The organism is uncultured Chloroflexus sp. (assembly GCF_938091255.1).
Classification (GTDB): Bacteria; Chloroflexota; Chloroflexia; order Chloroflexales; family Chloroflexaceae; genus Chloroflexus.
Genome location: NZ_CALLJH010000014.1, coordinates 87,953 through 111,418, shown reverse-complemented (window position 1 = coordinate 111,418; position 23,466 = coordinate 87,953). Strand labels below are relative to the sequence as shown.

The following is a 23,466-nucleotide window of genomic DNA, read 5'->3' as shown; positions in this document are numbered from 1 at the left end:
CTAGAATGGAATATCATCATCACTAATATCTGGCGGCGGTTCGCGACGGGGCGGTCGTGACGGTGAGTCGTCGGTGCGCGATTCGCGCTGCTCAAGCAAGATCATATCTTGCGCAACCACTTCCACCCGCGAACGAGCTTGCCCAGTTTGGGCATCTTCCCACGTCCGCGTTTGCAAGCGGCCCTCGATGTACACCCGCGCTCCCCGGCTCAGATACTGGTGGCAGATTTCGGCCAATCGGTTCCACGCAACGATATGAAACCATTCAGTCTCATCGTGTAGATTGCCGTTGGGATCGCGCCATTGACGGCTGGCAGCGACCCGAAAGGTAGTCACCGGCGTGCCGGTAGCAGTGTAGCGTAGTTCAGGATCGGCGCCAAGGCGACCAATGATCAAGACTTTATTTAAATCACGCGCCATGGCGCCCTCCACCACGATGAACTGCTGTCTTCACCGGCACGCTGGCGCAAGTGTTATTCGTCGCTCAGCGCCGGCTCTTCCTCTGACTCCGGCTCGACCGGCTCGACGAGGCTCGACTGAGTGGCTTTGTCCTCAACCAACACCAACAAGTGGCGTAAGATGTTGTCGTTCAACCGAATCGCCCGATCCAATTCGGCCACCTTCGACGCGCTCAAGGTGAGGGTGAAGAAGACGTAATACCCCTCGGTGAAGCTGCGGCGGCTGGCTTCGCCGGTCACATACTCGCGGATCGGGTAAGCCAGCTTGCGGCGCCCCCACGGCGACGATTGGCTCACGGTGTTGACTTGGCCCCCCAGTTGCTCGACCGTCTGCTTGACACGGTCGATGTTGGCGTTGATCCCCTCTTCGTTGGCGAAGAGCGGGCTAATGATGATGACTAGCTCGTACTCTCGACGACGATCGCGCACAAAAGCCTCCTCTGGTGATGTTCCGCTCGCCTCTCGCCCAGCGGCGCGATCCGGACGCAACGGCGGAACAGAAAGACGATTGGGAGCGTATTCCTGTTCACGCTCCCACGTGACATCATGCGATTATACCATATCTTATTTGGGCTGCGTTCGCTGTCCGCTGCGACGTTACGGCGTCACACTACTCTTGCAGTGCGCGCCACGCTTCCGGCGTATCGGCGTCGGTTATCACCGCCGGATCGTTCGTTTCATGCCAGACGATCTGATCGGTGTAACGATTGAAGACAGCGCGGGCGCCGGCGTCGCCGCGCAGCGTTGTCAGCTCGGCGAAGAGGTCGGCAGCGATGATCACGGGGTTACCGCGCTGGCTGCGGTAGACGGGCACGAGCGCGAGTGCCGCCGGCACGGCGCGATAGGCGTTGATCAATTCGTTGATGAGCCGCACCGTCACCAGCGGTTGATCAACCAGCAAGACCATCGCCGCAGTGGTATCGGCCGGCAACGCGCGCAACCCTACGGCGAGCGAGGTACCTAACCCTTCGGCATAAGCCGAGTTGGTGACGATCTGCACCGACAGATCGCGCAACGCGACCCGCACCTGCGCTTCGGCGGCGCCAACCACAACGGTAAGTCCGGCCAGTTGGCTGGCTAACGCTTCGGTAGCGATATGCGCGACCAGTGGCCGGCCTTTCCAAACTAGCAACTGCTTGGGTTGGCCCATCCGGGTCGATTGGCCAGCAGCCAGCAAGAGACCGACGATCTTCATGGTGTCACCTTGTTGGGCAGCGCGCCGCTCTGCCCTCGCTCGGCAACGCAATCCCCCGCGCGCACCTTCGCGCCCACGCTACTGGTAAGCCGCGATCAGCGCCTCGCTCAGCGTGGCGTCTTCGGCGGGAAAGACGCTGCGCAAGTCGCACACGACCTGCTCATCCATAATCCGGGCCACGACTGGCGGATCACCGGCGCGCAAGCGCGCGGCTAACGCCGTGGCAGTGCCGGTCGCCGGAACTAGCGCGACGCCAGCGCTAGGTTGGGTCGCGCCGGGGAGCGATCCGCCGCCGATCGCGCTCTCGCAGGCGATGGCGCGCGCCGACAGGCCGGCAGCGACTAGGGTGGCTGCCATCGCTTCCGCCCGCCGTTGCAATTCCGCCACCGGCGTGCTGATCAGTTGCCAGACCGGAATCTCACGCAGAGCCGCGCCGCGCAGGTAGCTGCGCAGCGTGGCAGCCAAACCGGCAATCGTACCCTTATCGACCCGTAGCGCACGGGCGAGCGGGTGGCGGCGCAATTGCCCAACGAGATCGCGCCGGCCCACGATAATGCCGGCCTGCGGCCCACCGAGCAGTTTGTCGCCGGAAAAGGTCACCAGATCGGCCCCGGCGGCAACGCTCGCTTGCACCGTCGGCTCGGCCTGCAACCCAAACTGGCGGGTATCGATCAGCGTTCCGCTGCCCAAATCGTCGAGCAGCGGTAAGCCGTGCTTGTGCGCCACTTCAGCCAGCTCGGCCAGCTTCGGCTCATGCACAAACCCAATTAAGCGGAAGTTGCTGGCATGGACGCGCAAGATCAGCGCGGTGCGCTCGGTGATGGCAGCTTCGTAGTCGCGGGCGTAGGTACGGTTGGTGGTACCCACTTCCACCAGCGTCGCCCCGCTCGCGCGCAAGACATCGGGAATGCGAAAGCCGCCGCCGATCTCGACTGCCTGCCCGCGCGAGATGATCACTTCGCGCCCAGCGGCCAGCGCAATCAAAGCTAGATAGACCGCCGCTGCATTGTTGTTGACCACCAGCGCCGCTTCCGCGCCGGTTAACCGCACCAGCAACGATTCCAGATGGACGTGGCGCGACCCGCGTTCGCCTGCCGCCAGATCGTACTCAAGGTTGCTATAGCCTGCCCCTACTGCCTGCATCGCTGCGCGCGCTGCGGCGCTGAGCGGGGCGCGGCCAAGGTTGGTCTGAATTACGACGCCGGTGGCGTTGATCAACGGGCGCAAGCTTGGGGCAAAGTTCGTCGCCAGCTCGGCATGCACCGCTGCCACTAACACCGGCAAACTAGGCGGCGGGCTGCCAGCGGCAATCGCTGCCCGTGCTTGCGCCAACACAGCCCGCGCCGCATCGCGAATCAGCTCGTGTGGCACGTCGGGCTGGCTAGTGCGCACCTCGCGGATCAAAGCATCAACGCTCGGCAAATGACGAAACGACATCGCTCACCCCAGACCATCGCGGCCCGGCTGCGTCAATTCAAACGCCTTGCGCAGCACCTGCTCGTAGCTCGGCGTCAGCTCGCGTTTACGCCGCGCCATCACAATCCGGGCCACGCTAATCATCGTATCGATCCGGTACTCGCGAAACACCTCGCCGCCCCACGTAAAATGCGGCACGTTTTTGGGTACGCTGTGCATGCCAAATACGTTCGAGCCGGTGCCAATCATCGTGCCGCCGGTCAGATGCAAGCCAATCCCTAATTTGACGTGATCGGCCAGAAAACAGCCCAACTTGAGAATGCCGGTATCGATTTGACCGATCCCCTCAAGCAACACTCGCACCGAACCATAGTTGTTCTTCAGATCGGAATTGGTCGTCATCGCGCCGATATTGACCCATTCCCCCAGCCAGCTATGACCGAGAAAGCCGTCGTGGTGCTTGTTCGAGTATCCCTGAATGATCGATGCTTCGACCTCACCGCCGACGCGGCAAACCGGGCCGAGACAGGTTTCAGCTCGGATGCGCGCGCTGGCAACTAGCGTCCCCGGCCCGATATAGGCCGGCCCCTGAATATAGCTGAACGGCTCGATCTGGGCCGCTTCGACAAACACCGGCCCGTCGCGGCTATCGAGCACTACCGGCCCAACCAACTGCGCCGTCGGATCGACATAAACGCGCCGGCCATGCGTGATCACGTGCGGCTGATCAGCCGTAAAGAGCGGTAACTGGCGCGCGAGCAACGGCTCATCGCGAATCAGTTGCTCGCCGGCTTGAGTAATCAGATCCCACGGGTAAACGAGCAACGCTGCCGGAACCTGCACCTCCACCACCCGCGCAAACCGCGCCAGCTCATTGCGCGCCGCCTCGCCCTGCTGCTCACGCAGATCATAGATGATCGCGCTCGCCAGCGCTGGCGACACTCGCGCGCCGAGTAACGTCTCACCCACGATGTACATCGTATTCACCGGCTCGCAGTCAAGCGCCGGCAACCACTCCAGATTAAGCGCGCGGCCATTCACAAACAGGATTGGATCGCTCGTGGCGAGCAGCTCGGCCAACCCTCCCGGCGGCCCAAAGTGCGGCATCAGGTGCGGACGGGCCAATCCACGCGCCGGGCGGCCAAGGATGACCGCTGCCCGCTCGCGAGCGGTAAACGCGCCACAACGCAGCTCAAAGACCGGACGGGCCTGCACCAAGGTGGCAAAATGGCGCCACTGTTCATCTTCAAACAGAATAAGGGTCATACGGATTTGGGAAAGACAGCCAATTGATCCCGGCTCGGTTCCCTTCCCAGCATAGCATAGATTGGGGCGCAAGTGATCTACGTCTTGCAAGAGTGGTTTTACCGATCACAACATTGGCTGGCGCTTGTGCGAGCAAGTCATGCGTTCCCACTCAGGCATGGCATTCCGCGAATCAGGAGATGGCTTCGGGCGCTCCGCGCCCGCGCTCTGATATTCGGAAAGCGCACTAAACTGTCATCAACCTGTAATCCACCGATATGCAAATATTATCCACAAAGTACGGCTAGTTATCCACATTTCTATCTCTTGTAGTGGAATATATGGGGATAACGAAGATAGAAGGTCAATCCGGCGGGTTGCAACAGCACCGTTCGCCTACGGTGCTACAATATGCCTAGCAAAAGTGAACTACTGGAGCGCGCTATGACCACCACTCTGATTCGCGGCTGCTGCCCGCACGACTGCCCCGACACCTGCGGCACTATCACCGAAGTGCGCGATGGCCGCGCGGTGGCGTTTTACGCCGATCCCGATCACCCAATCACGCAAGGTTGGCTCTGCGCTAAAGTGCGCCCCTACCTCGAACGGGTCTACAGTCCGGATCGGTTGCTCTACCCGCTGCGCCGGGTGGGGCCGAAGGGAGGCGGGCAGTGGGAGCGGATCAGTTGGGAGGAGGCGATTGCCACAATTGCGGCTCGCTGGCAGGCGATCATTGCCGAGTACGGCGCGGCGGCGATTTTGCCCTATTCGTACAGCGGCACGCTAGGGCTGTTACAAACCGCGATCGTTGATGCCCGGCTGTGGAACCGGATGGGGGCGAGTGGTCTTGATCGGACGATCTGCTGCGCCGCTGCCCACGCCGCCGTCTACGCCACCCTCGGCGCGCGGCACAGCCCCGATTACAACGATCTGTTGCACAGCCGCCTGATCATGCTCTGGGGGCACAACCCAGCCAGCGCCGGCCCCCACGCGATGCCGTTCATTCGGCAAGCGCAACGGGCCGGTGCGTATGTGGTGGCGATTGACCCGCGCCGTACCGCGACGGCTCGATCGGCTGACCTGCATGTGCCGATCAATCCGGCTACCGACGGCGCGCTGGCACTCGGCATGATGCATGTGATCTTCGCCGAGAATTTACACGACGAGGCGTGGCTGGAACAGCATACGAGCGGGTGGCGCGAACTGCGCGCCCGCGCCGCCGAGTACGACCCTGAGCGGGTGGCGGCGATCACCGGCTTACCGGCGGCAACGATTATCGATTTGGCCCGCCGCTATGCCACCACCAAACCGGCGATTATCAAAACTGCCGACGGTATTCAGCGCCACCAGAACGGTGGCCAAACCTTCCGCGCGCTGCTCTGTCTGCCGGCAGTGGTGGGGCAGTATGGCGTGCGTGGCGGCGGGTTTGCGTATTCCACCGGCGGCTACGCCACGTGGGATGGCGCCGCAGTTGGGCATAGCGCTGAATGCCCGCCCACACCGCGGATGATCAATATGAACCGGCTGGGGGCAGCGCTGACCGGCGAAGTGACCCATCCGCCGATTATGTCGCTCTTTGTCTATTGCGCTAACCCGCTGGCTTCGTCGCCCAACGCTAGCTTGATCGAGCAGGGATTGCGGCGCGACGATCTCTTCACCGTCGTGCATGACCTCTTTCTGACCGATACCGCACGCTATGCCGATATTGTGCTGCCGGCAACTAGCCAGCTTGAACATCTTGATCTGCACCGCGCCTACGGCCACCGCTACCTTACGCTTAACCAACCGGTGATTGCGCCGTTGGGGGAAGCGAAGAGCAATTGGGACGTGACCCGCTTGCTGGCGACGGCGATGGGCTATACCGAACCATGGCTGCACGAGAGCGCCGAGGAAGCGATCCGCGGCGTGCTTGACGCTTCGCGCGCGCGTAATCCGTTTCTGGCCGGAATTACCTACGAGCGATTGCACCGCGAGGGTACAGTACGATTAGCGTTCACACCGGAAACCGAAGTTCCGTTCGCCGATGGCCGCTTCCCGACGCCGTCGGGTAAAGTCGAGCTGTGGAGCGCGACCATGGCAGCACAGGGACTTGACCCACTGCCCCACTACGAACCGCCCGCTGAGTATATCGCTCATCCGTTGGAAGATGGCTGGCTGACCTTGATCTCAGCCGCGCCGCATCACTTCGTCTCGTCGAGCATGGCCAACCAGCCGAGTTTGCGCGCCAAAGAAGGGCCACCGAGCCTCGAAATCAATCCAGTTGACGCTGCGGCGCACGGGATTCGTAACGGTGATGAGGTGGTTGTTGGTAACCAACGCGGCGAATGCCGATTGCGCGCCGTGGTCAGCGATAACGTTCCGCCGGGAGTGGTTTTTGCTGCCAAGGGTCATTGGGCTTCGCTCTCGCCCGATGGCCGCAACGTCAATTGGACCACACCCGACGCCTTGGCCGATCTCGGCGGGCAGAGCACCTTTCACAGCAACCGGGTGAGGATTTGGCGTGCCAGTAAGTGATCCAACAGTGTAACAGGCGAGAAGTAGTCGTTGATCCACCCCCGCCGATTGCTGTGCGCTGTTGCGCTTTTGTCATCACAGGAGGCGTCACGATGACCCCCCCAAGCAGGAGAGACGCCGGCCAATCGTTCACTGAGTTGGCAATTCTGCTCGGATTGGTGGCAGCCGTTGTAGTGGTTGGGTTAACGCTCACAGGAGAGGGGACGCGCGACGCGCTCTGCCGCGCGTCCAGCGCGTTTGGCGTGGAATGCGACGATCTGCTACGAGATGATTTTTCTAGCCTTGACAACTGGTCAATTCAAAATGGACGCTGGCAGATCCGCGATGGTCGCCTCTGCATTGATGGCCCCGGACGGATCTATCACCCGCTGGACCGGAATGACTATGTGATCAACATTGATCTAGCCCGCATCACCAAAGGCAACGGTTACGGCATTTTCTTCCGTGATTCAGGTGGGGCCAAATTCAACGGTTATTCCTTCCAATACGATCCGGGTTATGGGCGCGGCGCGTTCATCATTCGCAAGTGGATCAACGGCCACGAGCTGTCGATGCCGATTGCCCGTGTCGATGCGCCCCGTGGCTACGATTGGTATGGCGCTGATCGGAAAGTGCAGGTTGAAGTGCGCGGTGACACCTTTACCGCCTCTATTGACGGCCAACCGGTCGTGCAAGCGCGCGACAGCAGTTTTACCAGCGGTGGTATTGGCTTTCGCAGTTGGGATAGTACGAGCGCCTGTTTTGATAATCTCAGTGTGCGCAGGCCATGAGCGACGCGCATACGCGACAGAGGTTTGTATGCTCTGCGTTATGAATATGTAAGGAGGCGAGCGATGTCTGAACCGCAGAATTCATCGCAACCACCATCGGGCGGCTCCGTCAATCCCGATTATTACGTTCAATGGAAACCGCCGCTCATTCCACCCGGCCAAGGGCGGCGTGTGGTACGCATCGCGATTGCCGTGCTCGCCGTTGCGCTTGTGTTCATGGGAGCAGTCACGCTCTGGCGCAGTAATTTGATCGCGCTACCCGGCGGGCGTGGCGATATTATGGGGCGTGTTGCCGCGCCAACCGGCGGCGCCGTCGTCTTTGTGCTGCCGAACCCGACCGAAATCCCGGTTGCTGCCGATGGCAGTTTCACCGTGCCCAATGTGCCGGCGGGTCGCCAGATGCTATACGTCGCTCTAGCGGGGATGGCTTGGGAGGTGCCGGTCGAGGTACCTAATCAAGGATCAGTGGATGTAGGCGTCATCACGGTCGAAGTGACAGCCGAACCGGCCCAGTAACGGCGCGGCGGTGACAGCTACCGCCGCGCCCTCCCTGATTACCCCACCGCTTCCCGCACCTGCTCGAGCGCGGTGATGATCGCCAATGCCCACTCACGCTCGTCACCCACCATCGTTTTGCACAATTCGATGAGATTGCCAATCATCTGGCGACGCTGGTCTGGCGGCGCCGCCATCATCACATCGATGGCGGTGGCATCACCCTTGAGCGCGTCCTGTAGCCGATCGTCTGCTGCCGGCGCTGCGCCGAGCACCCCGCCGCGCTCGCTCATCGCCGCACCCAGCCGTTCGACAGCGGCAACCATTGTGCTGCGCGCGTCGAAATGCACCTGCGGCGGTTCATCGGCGCTACGCAGACTCACCGTGTAAAAGAGATCACTTTCGCGGGCAATCTCTCCCTCAACGGTGGTAATCACCGGCTCCGCTGCGGCTGTGGCGCCAGCGCCACCCAATACCGGCGGTTCACCCATGCCAACCAGCATCGCACCCACCGCAAAGTGACCGTAATCAGTGCCATGCAACGCAATTTGGTAGTCACCAGCCGCCGGATTATCAATCACCACCAGATTGAGCGCCTTGCCCGCATGACCATAATTGCGCCCGCGCACCCGCCGCTGCCGGCGTAGAGCACGACTTGGCGCTGCGCCCAACACGCCAGCCGGCGCCAACGGCGGCCCGGCTGGCACTGCGACCTCGACTGTAATTGGCGATGCGGTCATTACAACCAGCCGCGGGGTTGGCGACGCTGGCAAAGCTGCCGGCGCTGCGCCCAACACACCGGGGCTAATCCCCAACTCATCAAATACGAGCGCCAGCGCCTGCGGGCTATCGGGCAATGCGCCGTGGCTCACCGCAAGCGGCGGCAGATTGTTGGCCTGCGGCACTGTCGCCATCCGCTGCAACACCGTGCCATCGCCTTGCGCATCGTAATGGCGGCTGAGCGGCACGCCATCGGCGTAGCGCAGGGAATGATCGGTTGGCGGCGGGCCAACAAGGATAGTACTAAGGGTGTTAAAGCCGACGCCGGTGATCGTCGTCACCGCAACCCGCTGTGTCAGCGCCGCCACCGCTTGGGCTTGATTGGCCATTTCACCCCACAGATTGCGACTCGTCATCCCGGTAATCGGTTTAAGTTGCGGCGGATTGCCGCTGAGCAGGTAGTCGTCGATAGGCAGCAGATCACGCACACCGGGCACTTGGGTCTGGATGGTCTTCACCTTGTCGAGTTCGGTCTGGATCGGGTGAATGTGGCGCAAGTACCACAGATAGACCGCAAACACGGTGCGAAGCATCTCGTCGGCGTGCGGTTCGGCGCCGGCCCATGCGGTGTAAGCTTCCGCCGAGCCGCGGTGTGGCGTGCCGAGTGTGATCAGATGCGCCACATCGTTACGGTTTAGGTATTCAGGCGATTGGATATAACTGCGCGCCACCAAGCCACCCATACTGTGGCCGACCAAGACAACTTTGTTGGCATTGGCCGCCTTTTTGGCCCGATCGATCCAGCCGGTCAGATAACGCCGCGCGCTCTCGTCCACCGGCTTGCGCCAGTCGTAGAAGGCGACAAAGAGATCACGGTTACGGCGATAGCCGGCCTGCATGAAGGTTTGCAGCAGTGTTTTGCCATAATCAACGAACGGCGGAAAATTCCAGCCGTTCAAGGTGGGGCCACGCCAGTCAAGTAGCACCGGCAGGTTGAACGAACCGGTAAAGCCGGGGATGAAGATCACGGGCAGGCGTGACATAATAGTTCCTTCCATGTGGAATTGACCCAGCGGCGCACTGCACACCGAATTGAACGGCTCGACCGAGCGTTTTGAGGTATTACAGCCAGTATACGCGGGCAATCCGGCAAATGCAAGATGATGCTAGGTTTCCCTCTTGGCGGGCAAGCCTCCTGCCCTCTGCACCGGGGCGCACGCTGCTGGCCCCTGTATATCGTAGAGTGCGGCGGTGGTACTGCCGCATGCGCTCCCTAGGACGCAACCAATGCTTGCCTAAGCCAGCGTAATCTTCCGCTATAATGCGGGATATGAAGCAGCTTATCCTCTTCTATTTTGGGATCGCTCTGCTCGCCAGTTGCAGTCCGCCCCCTGCAAACCCAACCGATCAACTTCGCGAACCGTTCCGCAGCGCATGGCAAGCCGCTGGCGGAGCGCGCATCGGCCCGCCACTCAGCGAACCGCGCTGGGTAGATGGCGCACTGGTACAGTATTTCGCGACATTACGGATCGTTGCACTGGAAAACGGCGGCGCTGCCGCCGAACGGCTGCCCGCCGATTGGCGCGCGCAGACGCCGGCACCGGTGTTCGAGACACCACCGGCCCCCCAGCAAGCTTCGCTAGCGCTCACTACCCCAACCCTAACGGTACAGCCGCTGCAACCGGTGACGATCACGCTGCGCATCCCGGCGTACAGCGGCCCAGCAACAGTGCAACTCTACGATGCTGCCGGGATGCTCAGCGCCGAAGGCACGGCAATCGTCACCGATGGCGCGGGTGAAATAACGTTGCCGGCGGGTGGCGCGCTTGGCCCACAGTGGGCAGTGGCATTCATCGATGGCCGGCTAGCTGGCGCGCAAAGCCAGATCGTCACCCTCGATGCCCAGACGGCGCTGATCAGCGGGCAAAGCGACATCGACTTGCTCTATCCACGCATTCGCCGGCTGATGACTGAAGCACGAGTGAGGTATGAACTGAATGGCCGCCTCATCAGCGGTTACCGCTCACCCGACAACCCGCTGCTCTGGTTGCGCGATCACGTCTATCAGGGGCGCGGGTTTCGCTACTTCGAGCACGATGTTACCAGCTTGCTCGACGCTTTTCGCGATGCCCAATTCCCCGATGGCAGCCTGCCTGATGTGATTGACTACCCTGAACGGTACGTTACAGCGTTCCGTAAAGAGGTCGAATCCGACCTTGAGTTTCTCTACATTCAAGGGGTCTACGAAGCGTGGCAGATGACCGGCGATGATGCATGGCTGCGCAGCCACCTGCCGGCTATGCGCCGCGCAGTCGAGTACATTACTACCAATCCGTTGCGCTGGAATGCCGAACGAGGCCTAGTGCGCCGGCCCTACACCATCGACATGTGGGATTTTGCCTACGGCCCGACTACAATCAGTCCCGACGGCAAACCCGCCCCACGCCACTGGATCGAGCCGGACACGATTTGGGGGACCTTCCACGGCGATAATACCGGGTTAGCGGCAGCGTTGATGTTGCTGGCCCGCATCGAGCAGCGAGTGGGCGAACCGGCATGGGCCGAGCGCTACTTCCGCCTCTCGGATGAAATGATGCAGCGGCTGAACGAGCTGGCGTGGAATGGTCGCTTCTTCACCCATTTCGTCCCCGAAGACCCGGCCTTTACCCCGGCGGGAGTCGATGCGACAGAGCAACTGAGCCTGTCGAATGCGTATGCGCTTAACCGTGGCGTGCTCTCGGCAGCGCAGGCGCAGGCGATTATCAGCAGCTACTATGAGCGGCGCGATTTTTCGCGTTCCTTTGCCGAATGGTACAGCATCGATCCGCCCTTCCCGCCGGGCAGTTTCGGTATGGCCGGCGGCAAGGGCGAGCAACCGGGCGAGTATGTCAATGGCGGGATTATGCCATTAGTCGGCGGCGAGTTGGCTCGTGGCGCATTTACCTTCGGCTTTGAGCCGTATGGGCTGGATCAGCTCCGCCGCTACGCCAACTTACTGCGCTTGACCAATGCTTCGTACCTGTGGTATTACCCCGATGGCCGGCCCGGCATTTCTGGCCCCGACACGATCCCCACCGACGGTTGGGGCGCGAGCGCGATGCTTGGTGCATTGTTTGAAGGGCTAGCCGGCATTGTTGACACCGCAAGCCGCTACGATGATGCGATTATTAGCCCCCGTTGGCCGGCTGAACCTGCTATCATGCAGGCATACGTCGTCGCCCGCTATCCTGCCTCTGATGGTTACGTCGCGTATCGCTGGCAACGCGAAGCACAAAGCTTGCGCTTGTACCTTACCGGTAGCGGTCGCACCGCCTACGTGCGTTTTATGCTACCGCCCGATGCCAGTGACGAAGTGACCATGACGGTGGCTGGCCAGCCGGTCACACCGGTGATAGAGGAGGTTGGCCTAAGCCGCTATGCCGGCGTTGCGCTCGACCGGCTCAACGTCGAGGTGGTGGTAGCGTGGCGATAGGAAAGCGCAAGCTGGTTGGCACGCGGTGGCGACCATAGCGCCCTTACCGAGCCTATGGAATGCGGCAGTGCAACGGCCGCACTCGCTAGAAGCGTAGCAATCCCTTATGCGTATCGGTTGCTTCAGCTCAGACATGGTATGCGCTAAAGCGGGAGATTGCTTCGGGCGCGGGGCAATGCTTGGCATCGCCTTATACCCTCGCAATGACAACAGCGCGCGCCAACGCAAACGATGCGGTGACATACACATACGCCAGCATACGCTCGCGTTCAAGGAGGTTCGTGTGCCGCACCCAGCCTTTCGCCCGGAAGAACACGGCTTTGCCTTCATCAATGCATGGCCGCTCAATCTCGAACAGACGGCGGAATTGCGCCAGACGCTCAGCCGTTCGGCGCAGACGGCGGTACGCGACGTGCGTGCCTCAATCGGCGGGTTCGATATTAGCGGGATGGTGCAGCGAGTGGCCGATATGTGGGCCGATGCCAACCTGCCGACCCATTATGGCATGTGCGGCGGCATGGCGTTCGCCGCTGCCGACTATTTTCGCGCGGGTACGCCATTGCCGCGCGGTAAGGATTGGAGCGATCTGCCACTCGATGACTCGCCTCGCTCGCGCGCGTTGCGTGATTATCTCTGGCAGCGGCAGGTCGAGAGTTTTGTCACCAATGCGCTGCAACTGCTGGCGTGGATGGTAATGCTGCATATGCCATTGCCGTTCGCCGGTCCGGGCTGGCTGCTCGAACGCACCAAAGCCCAATGGCGCACGCTGAAGGCCAAGATCGACGCCGGCGAGCCATGGCCGATTTGTTTAATCGGCAGTTCCCGCTCGCCGTTTGATAATCATCAAGTACTGGCGATTGGCTACGACGAAACTAGCCCCGATACCAGCGTGATCAGCCTCTACGATATGAATAGCCCCGGTCGCGCGCAGACTATCACCCTCGATATGCGCGGGTGCGAATTGATCGCGTTCGAGACCAGTCCGAGCCCGGCTCGTGGCCAATTGCGCGGCTTCTTCGTCGAGCAGTATACGCCGCAACCGCCGCCAATCTTGCCGGCAGCATAGAGAGAATGCAACGACCCGGCAAGGGTTTGCCTTGTGCGCACATTACGTCTTGACGGCTGCTCGCTGCGTTCCGCGCAAGATACGGTATACTAAAGGCCGGAATTGCATAAGGGAGCAGAACTATGCGCTACGCGCTCGAACGCTTCATTACCGAAATTACAGACGCGATTGCCGCCACCGGCAAAGTGCCGGTCGAGCTTATCGAGATTACAACCCCTAAACCGAATATTCCCGCCGACCGTACCTTTGTCGCGTTTAAGGCAGCCAAGACGCTCGGCGTTGATCCGGCAAAGCTGGCCGCTGAACTCGCTGCCGCTATCGCGCCGCCCGCCAGCTCACTGATCGGTGAGGTGACGGCCACCGGCGCCTTTCTCAACTTCTCGCTGCACCCGCAACGGCTGGCGGCGGCTGTCTTGACCGAGATCGAGACCGCCGGTGAAGCGTATGGCACTGTGGCCGATGGCGCCGGGCGCACGGTGGTGATCGACTATTCCTCGCCCAACATCGCCAAGCGCATGCACGTCGGCCACATCCGCTCGACGATCATCGGACAGGCGCTCGTGCATATCTTCCGCGCGCTTGGCTATCGCGTGATCGGCGACAACCATCTCGGCGATTGGGGGACGCAGTTTGGCATTATTTTGGCCGCAATGCAACGCTATGGCCGTCCGCAAAACGAGGGTGAAGCGGCGATGGCCGAACTTGAGGCGCTCTATGCCCGCTACAACGCCGAGATGAAAGACAATCCCGCCCTCGAAGACGAGGCCCGACGCTGGTCGCTGGCGCTCGAACAGGGTGATCCAACCGCCCGCGAGCTCTGGCAGTGGTGCGTTGATCTCTCGCTGCGGGCGGCGCAGCGTAACTACGACCGGCTCGGCATCCGCTTCGATTACGCCTATGGCGAAAGCTTCTACGAGGCGATGCTGCCCGGTGTGATCGAAGAGGCGCTTCGTTCCGAAGCAGCCTTCCGCGATGTTGATGGCGCGGTGGTGGCCGAACTCGATAAGCTGCCCAAGTTTATCATCCAGCGCAACGATGGCGGCACCGTCTATATGACCCGCGACATCGCCACGATTAAATTCCGCCTCCAAGCGTTTAACCCGTCACACATCATTTACGTGGTCGATGCCCGCCAAGAACTACACTTCCGCCAGCTCTTCGCGATAGTGCGGGCGATGGGCTATGCCCGCGATGTCGAATTGGTGCATGTACCTTTCGGCGTGATTACCACACCCGATGGCCAGCCCCTCTCGACCAAGAAGGGCAATATGGTCTACCTCGAAACCCTGCTCGACGACGCGGTAGCGCGAGCGCGCGCCTTGGTCGATGCCAAGAGCGCCGATCTGCCGCCTGCAGAGCGGGCCGCTATCGCCGAGGCAGTGGGCATTGGCGCGGTGATCTACAACGATCTGTATCAAGACCCGCGCCGCAACATCACCCTCGATTGGGATCGTATGCTCTCGATCGAGGGCAATAGCGCAGCGTACCTGCAATACTCGCACGCGCGCTGCCGTTCGATCCTACGCCGCGCTGCCGAGGAAGGGGCAACGCTGGCTGCTGCCGATCCTGCCTTGCTCACCCACCCCAGCGAGCAACGTCTGATCCGCCATCTGGCCCGCCTGCACGAAGCGGTACGCGAGGCCGGCGCGCGCTACGCGCCGTTCGTCATCGCCGACTGGTGCTACACCACTGCCCGCGAATTCGGTATCTTCTTCGAGCAGTGCCCTGTCTTGCGCGCCGAAACGCCAGCCCTGCGCGCCGCCCGGCTGCAATTGGTCGCAGCGACGGCTAATGCTCTGCGTAATGGCTTGGCCCTACTGGGCATCCGCGCGCCCGACCGAATGTAACAAGGGAGATGGGCATGCTCGCTTTCACTACCATCCGCGCCGTGTTGTTCGATATGGATGGCGTGCTCTACCGGGGGCAAACCCCGCTGCCCGGTGTAGCCGATCTGTGGCAGTTTTTGACCGAACGCCAGATCGCTTTCGCCTGCATCACCAACAACGCCTCGATGACGCCGCAGCAGTACGAGGCCAAGCTAGCGGCGATGGGCATCGCGCTGCCGGCTGAGCGCGTGATCACGTCGGCACAGGCCACGGCCCGCTATCTGCGCGAGCAGTACCCACCCGGCACGCGAGTGTTTGTGATTGGTATGCAAGGCTTGCGCGAGGCGCTCTTCGCTGACGCTCACTTCGTCGAGGATGATCACGCGCCGGAGTTGGTCGTGCAGGGGGCCGATTTTACGCTCACCTACGAGCAGCTCAAGCGGGCAACGCTGCACATCCGGCGCGGCGCTCGCTTCATTTCCACCAACCCCGACCGCACCTTTCCCAGCGAAGAGGGACTGATCCCCGGCGCCGGTGCGATCGCCGCCGCTCTCAGCGCCGCCACCGATGTTACGCCGCTGGTCATCGGCAAACCGGCTCCCACGATGTTTCTGATCGGTGCGGCTATGCTCGGCGTAACCCCAGCCCAAACCCTCGTCGTCGGTGATCGGCTCGACACCGACATTGCTGGCGCAATCGCCGCCGGTATGCCATCGGTATTGGTCTTGACTGGCGTCAGCACAGCGGCGGAAGCGACTTCCGGCCCGATCCATCCTGATCTCATCGTCACCGATCTGCCCGATCTCTTGGCCCGCTGGCGAGCGGCGGCGAGCCATGGGTCATAGAAACGGATAGCCACGACGCTGGCGAGCCGGACGGCTGGTCGGCTCCAACAACGGACGCAGGGGAATTGGTATCATCCTCTGCGTCCTCTGCGGTAAACTATTCCCTCTTCACGGCGGGAGAGTGGCCTAGATACATAGACCAAGCATTCATGCTCGGCACCTGCACACACCCGCACCGCTCTGCGCTATCATACATGGGTTAGCTCCATGCCACCATTCCACCCAGAGGGCTACGCATGCATAAGCCGACGCCAAAAGGCTGGGCGTCGAACCTGACCCTACCGGGCCAGACGCAAGCACAAGAGCACAGCTATGATTCAACCTGCTATTGTCAGTTATAACCGCGCACAGGTGATCGAAATCATCCGCACCCAATCACCCGAAGCGATTCGCGCTCGCTTGCGCGCCGGCGACTTCGATCAGGTACTTGACCCCGACGGCCATGCCCTGCTCGATGAGTTACTGACGGCATGGATTCAACGTGCGGTTGGCCCGCTGACACTCCGCGATGCGATGCTGATCGATCCCTACCGCGGCCGGCAGGTATACGGCATTCTTTGTGCAATGACTGTTCGCCAGCGGGTTGAAGTGCCGGCGGATATGGCAATCTATCTCCCCGCCGCACCAACCGATCTGGCCCAACTGCCACCGCCCTTAGCCGGCCTGCCGGAATTAGCAGCCTTGGCCGCCCAAGCCGCCCAAACCGGCCTCACCCTCGCGTGGCAGGCTCAACGCTACGACTTTGCCCCGCCCTCTAACTTGCTTGAACTAACTCCACCGCCGCCAGCGCCTTATCGCAACGATCTCGTCTTTGAACAACCCACCGGCTTGCGCCGCTGGATCGCCATCGTGTTAGCAGTATCCGGGGTGATTGTGTTGATCGTACCGCTGCTCTTCGGCCACATTCCCGAACACCCGGCAAGCTGGCCACTGGCCTTGCTCACACTAGCTTTGATGATCGGCATCAAGGCCGGCCCGCTCGGCTACCTCGGCGCATTCTGCATCTGGTTGGTCGCCAATTTACCATCATTGCGCCAAGGCACGCCGCCGATCAGCCTCTGGCCGGATATCCCGCTCGTTGCGCTAGGATTGCTGCTCTTGTGGCGTGATCGCCGGGTGCGCGCGATGTGGCAGTTCATCCGCCGCCAATTCAAGCGCCGGCACGACGTAAGCGATGCAGACTAACTTCAGGTGGGCAGCCAAAGCGTAGTGGTAACCCGCCTACCCCACGCGTAACGAACAAATGCATCGCACCGACGCGGAAGTGGCCCATATCGTAGCGCCAGCCGTGCCGCGGCAGGCAAAGCGGGCCGAGAACCGGTATGCGCACGTGTCCGCCGTGGGTATGCCCGGAAAGTTGCAGGTGGAAACCGACTGCCGCTGCTTCATCAGCAATATCGGGGCAGTGCGCCAGCAAGAGGCGAAAGTCGTGATCTGGCGCGCCACCCAATGCCAACCCCAAATCAGGCTGCCCATCCCAGTGATCATCAACCCCCGCCAGCAACAGCCGCGCGCCATTGCGCTCGATCAACCGGTGGCGATTAATTAGCAGCTGCACTCCATGTTCGCGCAAAAGCTCGGCAATGTGCGGCATCCCTTCCCAGTAATCGTGATTGCCGGGCACGGCATACACGCCAAGCGGTGCGCGCAGCCGACCCAATACCTCCGGCAATCGCGTAATGGCCGCCCGCGTCTGCACCAGATCACCGGTCAACACGATCAGCTCCGGCTGCGCCGCCAGCAGATGCTCGATCGCGCGCTGAGCATTAGCAAAGCTGTAGCGATGGCCGAGGTGCAGATCACTCAACTGGCCGATGGTCAACCCATCAAGACCGGCGGGTAAATCGGCAAATGGCAATTCATGCTCGACCAACTGCAACCGCCGCGGCTCAATCGCCAGTGCATAACCGGCCCCCGCCGCTCCTGCCCCGACCAGCGCCGCCGCCACCACCGGCCCGCCGTAAACACTGGCCACACCGGCCAGCACCCCGCCCGCTAGCCCGACCCCGATCCAGCGCGGCGAATAGCGCAACCGCGGTTGCGGTTTTGGTTTCGTTGTCGGTTGTGATGATGAAATAATCGATGCCATATCCACACCTGTCATGTGGTGACAGAATATCATCCCTCTGTAGAGCCGCACCGCCGTGCGGCGTCATCACGAGCCAGCACCTATCACCCCGCCCGGACGACCACCGCCACAAATAGCGCGCAGGATAGGTCTGTCTCATCATGCAGCCCATCCTGCGCCATTACGCCCCCTCGCCATTGACAATATACCACGAAGATGAATAATACCTGAATATGAGGGGTAACACGTGACATTGTGACTGGATCGTCATCGCTGGCCGTACCTTCCCCCTCTCCCAGTTCACTTCAAGCGCGGACAGCAAACCTGAGCGAAGATACGGTTTATGGCTTTGGGATGTGCTGGCTCAACCTCACCCCTGTCCCCTCGCCCGCCGTCGGGGGGGAGAGGGGGCCGGGGGTAAGGGCCATCAGCCCGCGTAGCAGGTTCGTAGGGTTCTCTCAGATCAAAGGTTCTGTCTGCTCTTGAACCTCATTCACGGGAAAAGGGGCTGGGGGTGAAGGTGCAACCCTACCATTCATTGGTAGCTACATTCGCCGAGAATTCGCTCGTTTTGGATTATACTACCGCGTATGGATCTCTCTCACACTGCTGTGCGTGATCACGCCGCTTTTCTCGAGCGGCTCCGCTTAGTGCCCGATCAGCCGGGTGTCTACCTTTGGAAAGACGCCACCGGTCGCTTGCTCTACGTTGGCAAGAGTAAGCGGCTGCGTGACCGCATGCGCTCGTATTTCGGCTCGCCGCGCAGCCTTACCGGCAAAACGCGCCGGCTGGTCAGCCATATCGCCGATTTTGAAATTATCGTCACCCAGAGCGAGTTAGAGGCGCTGCTGCTTGAGATGAATTTGATTAAACAGCATCGCCCGCCGTATAACATTTTGCTTAAAGACGATAAAACGTATCCGTATATCAAAGTCACCGTCAACGAAGAGTGGCCGCGCGTCTTCGCCACCCGGCAGGTGCTCAACGACGGCGCGCGCTATTTTGGCCCCTACGCCAGCGCCGGCTCGGTCTACCATGCCCTTGATATTCTCAATCGCCTGTTCGCCTTCCGCCCGCCCTACGAATGCAAAGACGACAAGTTCAACCGCCACCGCAAGCTCGGCAAACCCTGTCTCTACCACCAGATGCGCCGTTGTTTGGGGCCGTGTGTACCGGGGTTAGTGACGAAAGAAACCTACCGGCAGGCGATCGACTCCGTCTGCCGCTTCCTTGAGGGCAAGAGTGACCAAATCGTGCGCGAGTTGCGCGCGCAGATGGAAGAGGCCGCCGAGCGGCTTGAGTTCGAGCGCGCCGCCTATCTGCGCGATCGGATTCAAGCTATCGCCAAGATTTCCGAGCGCCAGCAGGTGTTGCGCACGGTTGATACCGACCAAGATGTGATCGCGTTTGCGCGCGAAGACGGTAGCGCCGTAGTGCAGGTGCTCTTTATTCGCGGCGGCAAGCTGATTAACGCCGAACCATTTACCTTGCAGGGGGCCGAAGACGAGAGCGACGAGGCGTTGCTCACGTCGTTCCTTACTCAGTTTTACCAGAACGCTCCCAGCATTCCGCCGAGCCTGTTGCTAGCCGATCATGTCGAAGAGCCGCTGATTATCGCGTCGTGGCTGCAACAGAAGAGCGGGCACCGAGTCGAGATTACCGTGCCCCGCCGTGGCGAGAAGAAGCAATTGGTTGAGATGGCTGCTGCCAATGCCCGCCAGAAATTGCGCGAGATTCGCGAGCAGTGGCTCAATTCCGAGCAGCGAGCAGTCGCGGCATTGAGTGAGTTGCGTGATCTGCTGGAGTTGCCTGCCCTGCCGCGCCGGATCGAGTGCTACGATGTCTCGAATACCCAAGGCCAGCAGTCGGTGGCCAGCATGGTCGTCTTCGAGCACGGCGAGCCGCGCCCGGCCCATTACCGCCGCTTCAAGATCAAGACGGTCAGCGGCGCGAATGATGTCGCCTCGTTGCGCGAGGTGATCAGTCGCCGTTTCCGCCGTGCCGCCGAGGCTCTCGGCGAAGCGCAGCAGGCCGCTGCCGCCGTCGAGATCGAAGGCGACAGCGAGCCATCAGCTACCGAGACAAGTGACGCCGATCGGCAGGCGCTCGAACGCTGGGCCGATCTGCCCGATCTGCTGCTGGTTGATGGCGGGCCAGCGCAGGTGGCGGCGGCGCAGGCCGCCTTGCACGAATTGGGTTTTGCCCAGATTCCAGTAGTTGGTGTGGCCAAAGGCCCCGATCGCAACCGGTTTGATCTGGTGCGCGCTGGCAGCGAGCCGCTCGTGTTGGCCCGCGATAGCAAAGCACTGGCGCTGGTGCAGCGTATCGACGAAGAGGCCCACCGCTTCGCTATCGCCTACCACCGCAAACTGCGCAATAAGGCCGCTCTGCGCTCACCGCTCGAAGAGATTCCGGGCATTGGCCCTAAACGCAAACGCGCCTTGCTCAAGGCGTTTGGTTCCCTTGACGGTATCCGCCGGGCAAGCGTTGACGAGATCGCCGCTGTGCCCGGCATGACCCGCAAAGCCGCTGAAGAGTTGAAGAGTTTGCTCTAGCCGCCGGAGGCAGCGATGTCGATCATTCATTCGCACGTGCAAACCAACAGCCCCGATTTTCAAGCCAATTTCGCCCACCACCAAGCATTGGCTGCCGACCTGCGTGAACGGTTGGCTCAAATCCGGCAGGGTGGCGGCTCCGAACAGCGCCGCCGCCACGAAGAGCGTGGCAAGCTTTTTGTCCGTGACCGGATCGACACCTTGATCGACCCCGATAGCGCCTTTCTCGAAATTGGCGCGCTGGCGGCTTACAACGTCTACGAGGAAGAGGTGCCCGCCGCCGGAATTGTCTGCGGCATTGGCCGCGTCGCCGGTCGCCCGGTGATGATTGTCGCCAACGATGCCACCGTCAAGGGTGGCACCTACTTCCCGCTCACGGTCAAGAAGCACCTGCGCGCCCAAGAGATTGCCCGCGAAAATCGCTTGCCCTGCATCTATCTCGTTGATAGCGGCGGCGCCTATCTGCCCTTGCAGAGCGAGGTCTTCCCCGATCGCGACCACTTTGGCCGCATCTTCTACAATCAGGCCCAGATGTCTGCCGAGGGCATTCCCCAGATCGCCTGCGTGATGGGCAGTTGCACCGCCGGCGGGGCCTATGTACCGGCCATGAGCGATGAAGTGGTGATTGTGAAGGGCAACGGCACCATCTTCCTCGGCGGGCCGCCGCTGGTCAAGGCCGCTACCGGCGAAGAGGTCACCGCCGAAGAACTGGGCGGGGCCGATGTCCATACCCGGATCTCCGGCGTCGCCGACTATTTCGCCAACGACGACCGCGAGGCGCTCGCGATTGTGCGCGATATTGTCGCCAATCTGGGGCCGCGCCAGCGCGCCCAATGGGAGCTGCGCGATCCTGAACCACCGCGCTACGATCCGTGCGAAATCTACGGCATTTTGCCGCGCGATTTCCGCCAGAGTTACGACGTGCGCGAGGTGATTGCCCGCATCGTTGATGGTAGCCGTTTCCACGAATTCAAAGCTCGCTACGGCACCACGCTCGTCTGTGGGTTTGCCCACATCGAAGGCTTTCCAGTTGGTATTCTCGCCAACAACGGCATCCTGTTCAGCGAAAGCTCGCTCAAGGGCGCGCACTTCATCGAGCTGTGCAGCGCGCGCAATATTCCGCTCGTCTTTTTGCAAAACATCACCGGCTTTATGGTCGGCAAGCAGTACGAAAACGGCGGCATCGCCAAAGACGGGGCCAAACTGGTGACGGCGGTGAGCTGCACCAATGTGCCGAAGTTTACCGTCATCATCGGCGGCAGCTTCGGGGCCGGCAACTACGGCATGTGCGGGAGAGCCTACCAGCCACGCCAGCTCTGGATGTGGCCCAATGCCCGCATTAGCGTTATGGGAGGAACGCAGGCCGCGAACGTGCTCCTCACGGTGCGCCGCGATAATCTGCGCGCTCGCGGCCAAGACATGACTCCCGAAGAGCAAGAGCGGTTTATGGCGCCAATTCTAGCCAAATACGAACAGGAGGGCCATCCGTACTACGCTAGCGCCCGTCTGTGGGACGATGGCGTGATCGATCCGGTCGAGACGCGCCGGGTCTTGGCGCTCGGTCTAGCTGCCGCCGCCGAAGCGCCGGTGCAACCGACCCGCTTCGGCGTCTTTCGCATGTAGGCGCCGATGACCTTCCTCCGCGCCATCACCATCGTTCTGCTGATCTGGCTGTTCTTCGATTCTAAGCCGGTGATCAGCCTGACCGTGTATGTTTTAATCGGTGTGCAGGTGATCGCGTGGCTCTGGCCGCGAATCGCGGGTCAGCAGATCGAATGGCGGCGGCAAGCGCCTCTTGTAGTATCACCCAACGAGCCGGGCGAAATCACGATCACGATCACGTACCGGGGTCACTTGCCACTGCCATACCTTGTCATTACCGAAGACATCCCGCCCGCCCTCAGCACCGACGCGCGCAAGCGGTGGGTGATCAGTCTCAAACCCGGCCAACAACAGGTGTTGCGCTATACCATCCAAAGCCGCCAGCGTGGTCTCTACTGGCTTGGGCCATTGCGGATATCGATTGGCGCTGTGCTCGATCTGAACGAAGTCCAGTTGGTCGAACAGCAGCAGACCCCGGTGACCATCATTCCCTCGGTGGTACCACTGCCGCTGCTCGCGCTGCCGGCTGGGTTGCCCTTCAGCCACGAACGGCAGCGCCTAAGTCTGTTTGACGATCCGGCGCAAAAGATGGGGGTGCGCCCCTACCGTCCCGGCGATTCGCCGCGCCGGATGGATTGGAAGACCAGCGCCCGGCTCGGCGAGTTGCAGGTGCGCGAATTGGCGCCGGTCATCGCCCGCGAAACACTGATCGCGCTTGAGTTTAGCGAAACCGCTTACCGGGGTCGCTTCGCCCGTGATAATCGCGAGCGAGCAGTGATCGCCGCCGCGTCGCTGGCGACCGCGCTGATGAACCGCCGCCAAGCGGTTGGTCTGTGCAGCAACGGCTACGATCCGCTGACCGATGATCGCATCGCTCCGTTACCACCGGCGGCTGAACTCGAACATCTCCGCGAGATCTTAGCCCGGCTCGGACGGATTGAGCCTGAGCGCAGCAGCCCGTTCCTTACCGATCTCATTGCCGCTGACCGGTACTTGAGCTGGGGTGGTACACTGATGATTATCACCGCCGCGCTGGATGAACGCTGGCTGGTTGATCTCACAACGCTCAGCCAAAGTGGTTTGCGCATCGCCGTAGCCTTGGCCGAACCGGGGCCAACCGATATCTTACTGGCGCGCCGCTATGGCCTGACTGCCTATCGAATTGATCGCACCGGCGCTATCGTACCGGAGGCGTAAAAGCGCCGCCACCCGTCGTTTA

General features: G+C 61.4%; 18 protein-coding genes. 11 read left to right on the top strand and 7 right to left on the bottom strand.

Annotation, left to right across the window (positions count from 1 at the left end):
- The 5 genes from Q1A00_RS06355 to Q1A00_RS06335 form a co-directional block, all read right to left on the bottom strand.
- Positions 1-420: a single-stranded DNA-binding protein gene (locus tag Q1A00_RS06355; protein WP_298400474.1), complete on the bottom strand. Its 420-nt coding sequence runs from the start codon at positions 418-420 to the stop codon at positions 1-3.
- A gap of 53 nt (positions 421-473) precedes the next feature.
- Complete coding sequence (gene rpsF, locus Q1A00_RS06350; protein ID WP_298400478.1) at positions 474-887, bottom strand: 30S ribosomal protein S6; 414 nt, start codon at positions 885-887, stop codon at positions 474-476.
- Positions 888-1,068: 181 nt separating this feature from the next.
- A complete protein-coding gene (locus Q1A00_RS06345) occupies positions 1,069-1,653 on the bottom strand; it encodes a nucleotidyltransferase family protein (RefSeq protein WP_298400481.1) in 585 nt (194 codons plus the stop codon).
- 78 nt (positions 1,654-1,731) lie between these two features.
- Positions 1,732-3,090, bottom strand: coding sequence for an L-seryl-tRNA(Sec) selenium transferase (selA, locus tag Q1A00_RS06340; RefSeq protein WP_298400484.1), 1,359 nt, complete (start codon positions 3,088-3,090; stop codon positions 1,732-1,734).
- 3 nt (positions 3,091-3,093) lie between these two features.
- Positions 3,094-4,335, bottom strand: coding sequence for a putative sugar nucleotidyl transferase (locus Q1A00_RS06335; RefSeq protein ID WP_298400487.1), 1,242 nt, complete (start codon positions 4,333-4,335; stop codon positions 3,094-3,096).
- Between the two features lie 423 nt (positions 4,336-4,758).
- On the opposite strand from Q1A00_RS06335, the gene Q1A00_RS06330 reads away from it, so the two are divergent.
- The 3 genes from Q1A00_RS06330 to Q1A00_RS06320 all read left to right on the top strand — a co-directional run bounded on the left by Q1A00_RS06330 (position 4,759) and on the right by Q1A00_RS06320 (position 8,114).
- Positions 4,759-6,828, top strand: coding sequence for a molybdopterin oxidoreductase family protein (locus tag Q1A00_RS06330; RefSeq protein WP_298400491.1), 2,070 nt, complete (start codon positions 4,759-4,761; stop codon positions 6,826-6,828).
- Positions 6,829-6,920: 92 nt separating this feature from the next.
- Entirely contained in the window at positions 6,921-7,598 is a 678-nt protein-coding gene (locus Q1A00_RS06325; RefSeq protein WP_298490448.1) for a family 16 glycoside hydrolase, read from the top strand.
- Between the two features lie 63 nt (positions 7,599-7,661).
- Positions 7,662-8,114: a hypothetical protein gene (locus Q1A00_RS06320; protein WP_298400497.1), complete on the top strand. Its 453-nt coding sequence runs from the start codon at positions 7,662-7,664 to the stop codon at positions 8,112-8,114.
- 38 nt (positions 8,115-8,152) lie between these two features.
- Here the strand turns inward: Q1A00_RS06320 and Q1A00_RS06315 are convergent, their stop codons facing one another.
- The gene (locus tag Q1A00_RS06315) at positions 8,153-9,856 is read right to left on the bottom strand and encodes a permease (protein WP_298400500.1); all 1,704 of its coding nucleotides are present in this window, start codon (positions 9,854-9,856) and stop codon (positions 8,153-8,155) included.
- A gap of 287 nt (positions 9,857-10,143) precedes the next feature.
- Here Q1A00_RS06315 and Q1A00_RS06310 point away from each other — a divergent pair, with 287 nt between their 5' ends.
- The 5 genes from Q1A00_RS06310 (at position 10,144) to Q1A00_RS06290 (ending at position 17,207) form a co-directional block, all read left to right on the top strand.
- The gene (locus Q1A00_RS06310) at positions 10,144-12,285 is read left to right on the top strand and encodes a hypothetical protein (protein ID WP_298400503.1); all 2,142 of its coding nucleotides are present in this window, start codon (positions 10,144-10,146) and stop codon (positions 12,283-12,285) included.
- Between the two features lie 283 nt (positions 12,286-12,568).
- Positions 12,569-13,351 (top strand): hypothetical protein, encoded by a 783-nt coding sequence (locus Q1A00_RS06305; protein WP_299755778.1) that lies wholly within the window; start codon positions 12,569-12,571, stop codon positions 13,349-13,351.
- 122 nt (positions 13,352-13,473) lie between these two features.
- The gene (gene argS / locus Q1A00_RS06300) at positions 13,474-15,198 is read left to right on the top strand and encodes an arginine--tRNA ligase (RefSeq protein ID WP_298400508.1); all 1,725 of its coding nucleotides are present in this window, start codon (positions 13,474-13,476) and stop codon (positions 15,196-15,198) included.
- Between the two features lie 14 nt (positions 15,199-15,212).
- Entirely contained in the window at positions 15,213-16,022 is an 810-nt protein-coding gene (locus Q1A00_RS06295; protein ID WP_298400511.1) for an HAD-IIA family hydrolase, read from the top strand.
- A gap of 312 nt (positions 16,023-16,334) precedes the next feature.
- Positions 16,335-17,207, top strand: coding sequence for a hypothetical protein (locus Q1A00_RS06290; protein WP_298400514.1), 873 nt, complete (start codon positions 16,335-16,337; stop codon positions 17,205-17,207).
- On the opposite strand, the gene Q1A00_RS06285 is transcribed toward Q1A00_RS06290, so the two are convergent.
- On the bottom strand, positions 17,173-18,111 hold the full coding sequence (locus tag Q1A00_RS06285) for a metallophosphoesterase (RefSeq protein WP_298400516.1): 939 nt from the start codon (positions 18,109-18,111) through the stop codon (positions 17,173-17,175). The genes Q1A00_RS06290 and Q1A00_RS06285 overlap by 35 nt on opposite strands.
- A gap of 569 nt (positions 18,112-18,680) precedes the next feature.
- Here Q1A00_RS06285 and uvrC point away from each other — a divergent pair.
- Genes uvrC through Q1A00_RS06270 form a run of 3 tightly spaced genes read left to right on the top strand, consistent with a single transcriptional unit; the run spans position 18,681 to position 23,444 of the window.
- On the top strand, positions 18,681-20,645 hold the full coding sequence (uvrC, locus tag Q1A00_RS06280) for an excinuclease ABC subunit UvrC (RefSeq protein ID WP_298400518.1): 1,965 nt from the start codon (positions 18,681-18,683) through the stop codon (positions 20,643-20,645).
- Positions 20,646-20,660: 15 nt separating this feature from the next.
- Positions 20,661-22,268, top strand: a complete 1,608-nt coding sequence (locus Q1A00_RS06275; protein ID WP_298400521.1) for a carboxyl transferase domain-containing protein — start codon at positions 20,661-20,663, stop codon at positions 22,266-22,268.
- Positions 22,269-22,274: 6 nt separating this feature from the next.
- Positions 22,275-23,444, top strand: a complete 1,170-nt coding sequence (locus tag Q1A00_RS06270) for a DUF58 domain-containing protein (protein WP_299755774.1) — start codon at positions 22,275-22,277, stop codon at positions 23,442-23,444.
- The last annotated feature ends 22 nt before the right edge of the window (positions 23,445-23,466 follow it).

Bases quoted from the DNA above. Each gene is read 5' to 3' on its own strand.
- argS (WP_298400508.1), top strand. From the start codon at position 13,474: ATGCGCTACGCGCTCGAACGCTTCATTACCGAAATTACAGACGCGATT.
- Q1A00_RS06290 (WP_298400514.1), top strand. From the start codon at position 16,335: ATGATTCAACCTGCTATTGTCAGTTATAACCGCGCACAGGTGATCGAA.
- Q1A00_RS06295 (WP_298400511.1), top strand. From the start codon at position 15,213: ATGCTCGCTTTCACTACCATCCGCGCCGTGTTGTTCGATATGGATGGC.
- Q1A00_RS06330 (WP_298400491.1), top strand. From the start codon at position 4,759: ATGACCACCACTCTGATTCGCGGCTGCTGCCCGCACGACTGCCCCGAC.
- Q1A00_RS06345 (WP_298400481.1), bottom strand. From the start codon at position 1,653: ATGAAGATCGTCGGTCTCTTGCTGGCTGCTGGCCAATCGACCCGGATG.
- Q1A00_RS06285 (WP_298400516.1), bottom strand. From the start codon at position 18,111: ATGGCATCGATTATTTCATCATCACAACCGACAACGAAACCAAAACCG.
- Q1A00_RS06310 (WP_298400503.1), top strand. From the start codon at position 10,144: ATGAAGCAGCTTATCCTCTTCTATTTTGGGATCGCTCTGCTCGCCAGT.
- Q1A00_RS06355 (WP_298400474.1), bottom strand. From the start codon at position 420: ATGGCGCGTGATTTAAATAAAGTCTTGATCATTGGTCGCCTTGGCGCC.
- Q1A00_RS06315 (WP_298400500.1), bottom strand. From the start codon at position 9,856: ATGTCACGCCTGCCCGTGATCTTCATCCCCGGCTTTACCGGTTCGTTC.
- uvrC (WP_298400518.1), top strand. From the start codon at position 18,681: ATGGATCTCTCTCACACTGCTGTGCGTGATCACGCCGCTTTTCTCGAG.
- Q1A00_RS06325 (WP_298490448.1), top strand. From the start codon at position 6,921: ATGACCCCCCCAAGCAGGAGAGACGCCGGCCAATCGTTCACTGAGTTG.
- Q1A00_RS06335 (WP_298400487.1), bottom strand. From the start codon at position 4,335: ATGACCCTTATTCTGTTTGAAGATGAACAGTGGCGCCATTTTGCCACC.
- selA (WP_298400484.1), bottom strand. From the start codon at position 3,090: ATGTCGTTTCGTCATTTGCCGAGCGTTGATGCTTTGATCCGCGAGGTG.
- Q1A00_RS06270 (WP_299755774.1), top strand. From the start codon at position 22,275: ATGACCTTCCTCCGCGCCATCACCATCGTTCTGCTGATCTGGCTGTTC.
- Q1A00_RS06320 (WP_298400497.1), top strand. From the start codon at position 7,662: ATGTCTGAACCGCAGAATTCATCGCAACCACCATCGGGCGGCTCCGTC.
- Q1A00_RS06275 (WP_298400521.1), top strand. From the start codon at position 20,661: ATGTCGATCATTCATTCGCACGTGCAAACCAACAGCCCCGATTTTCAA.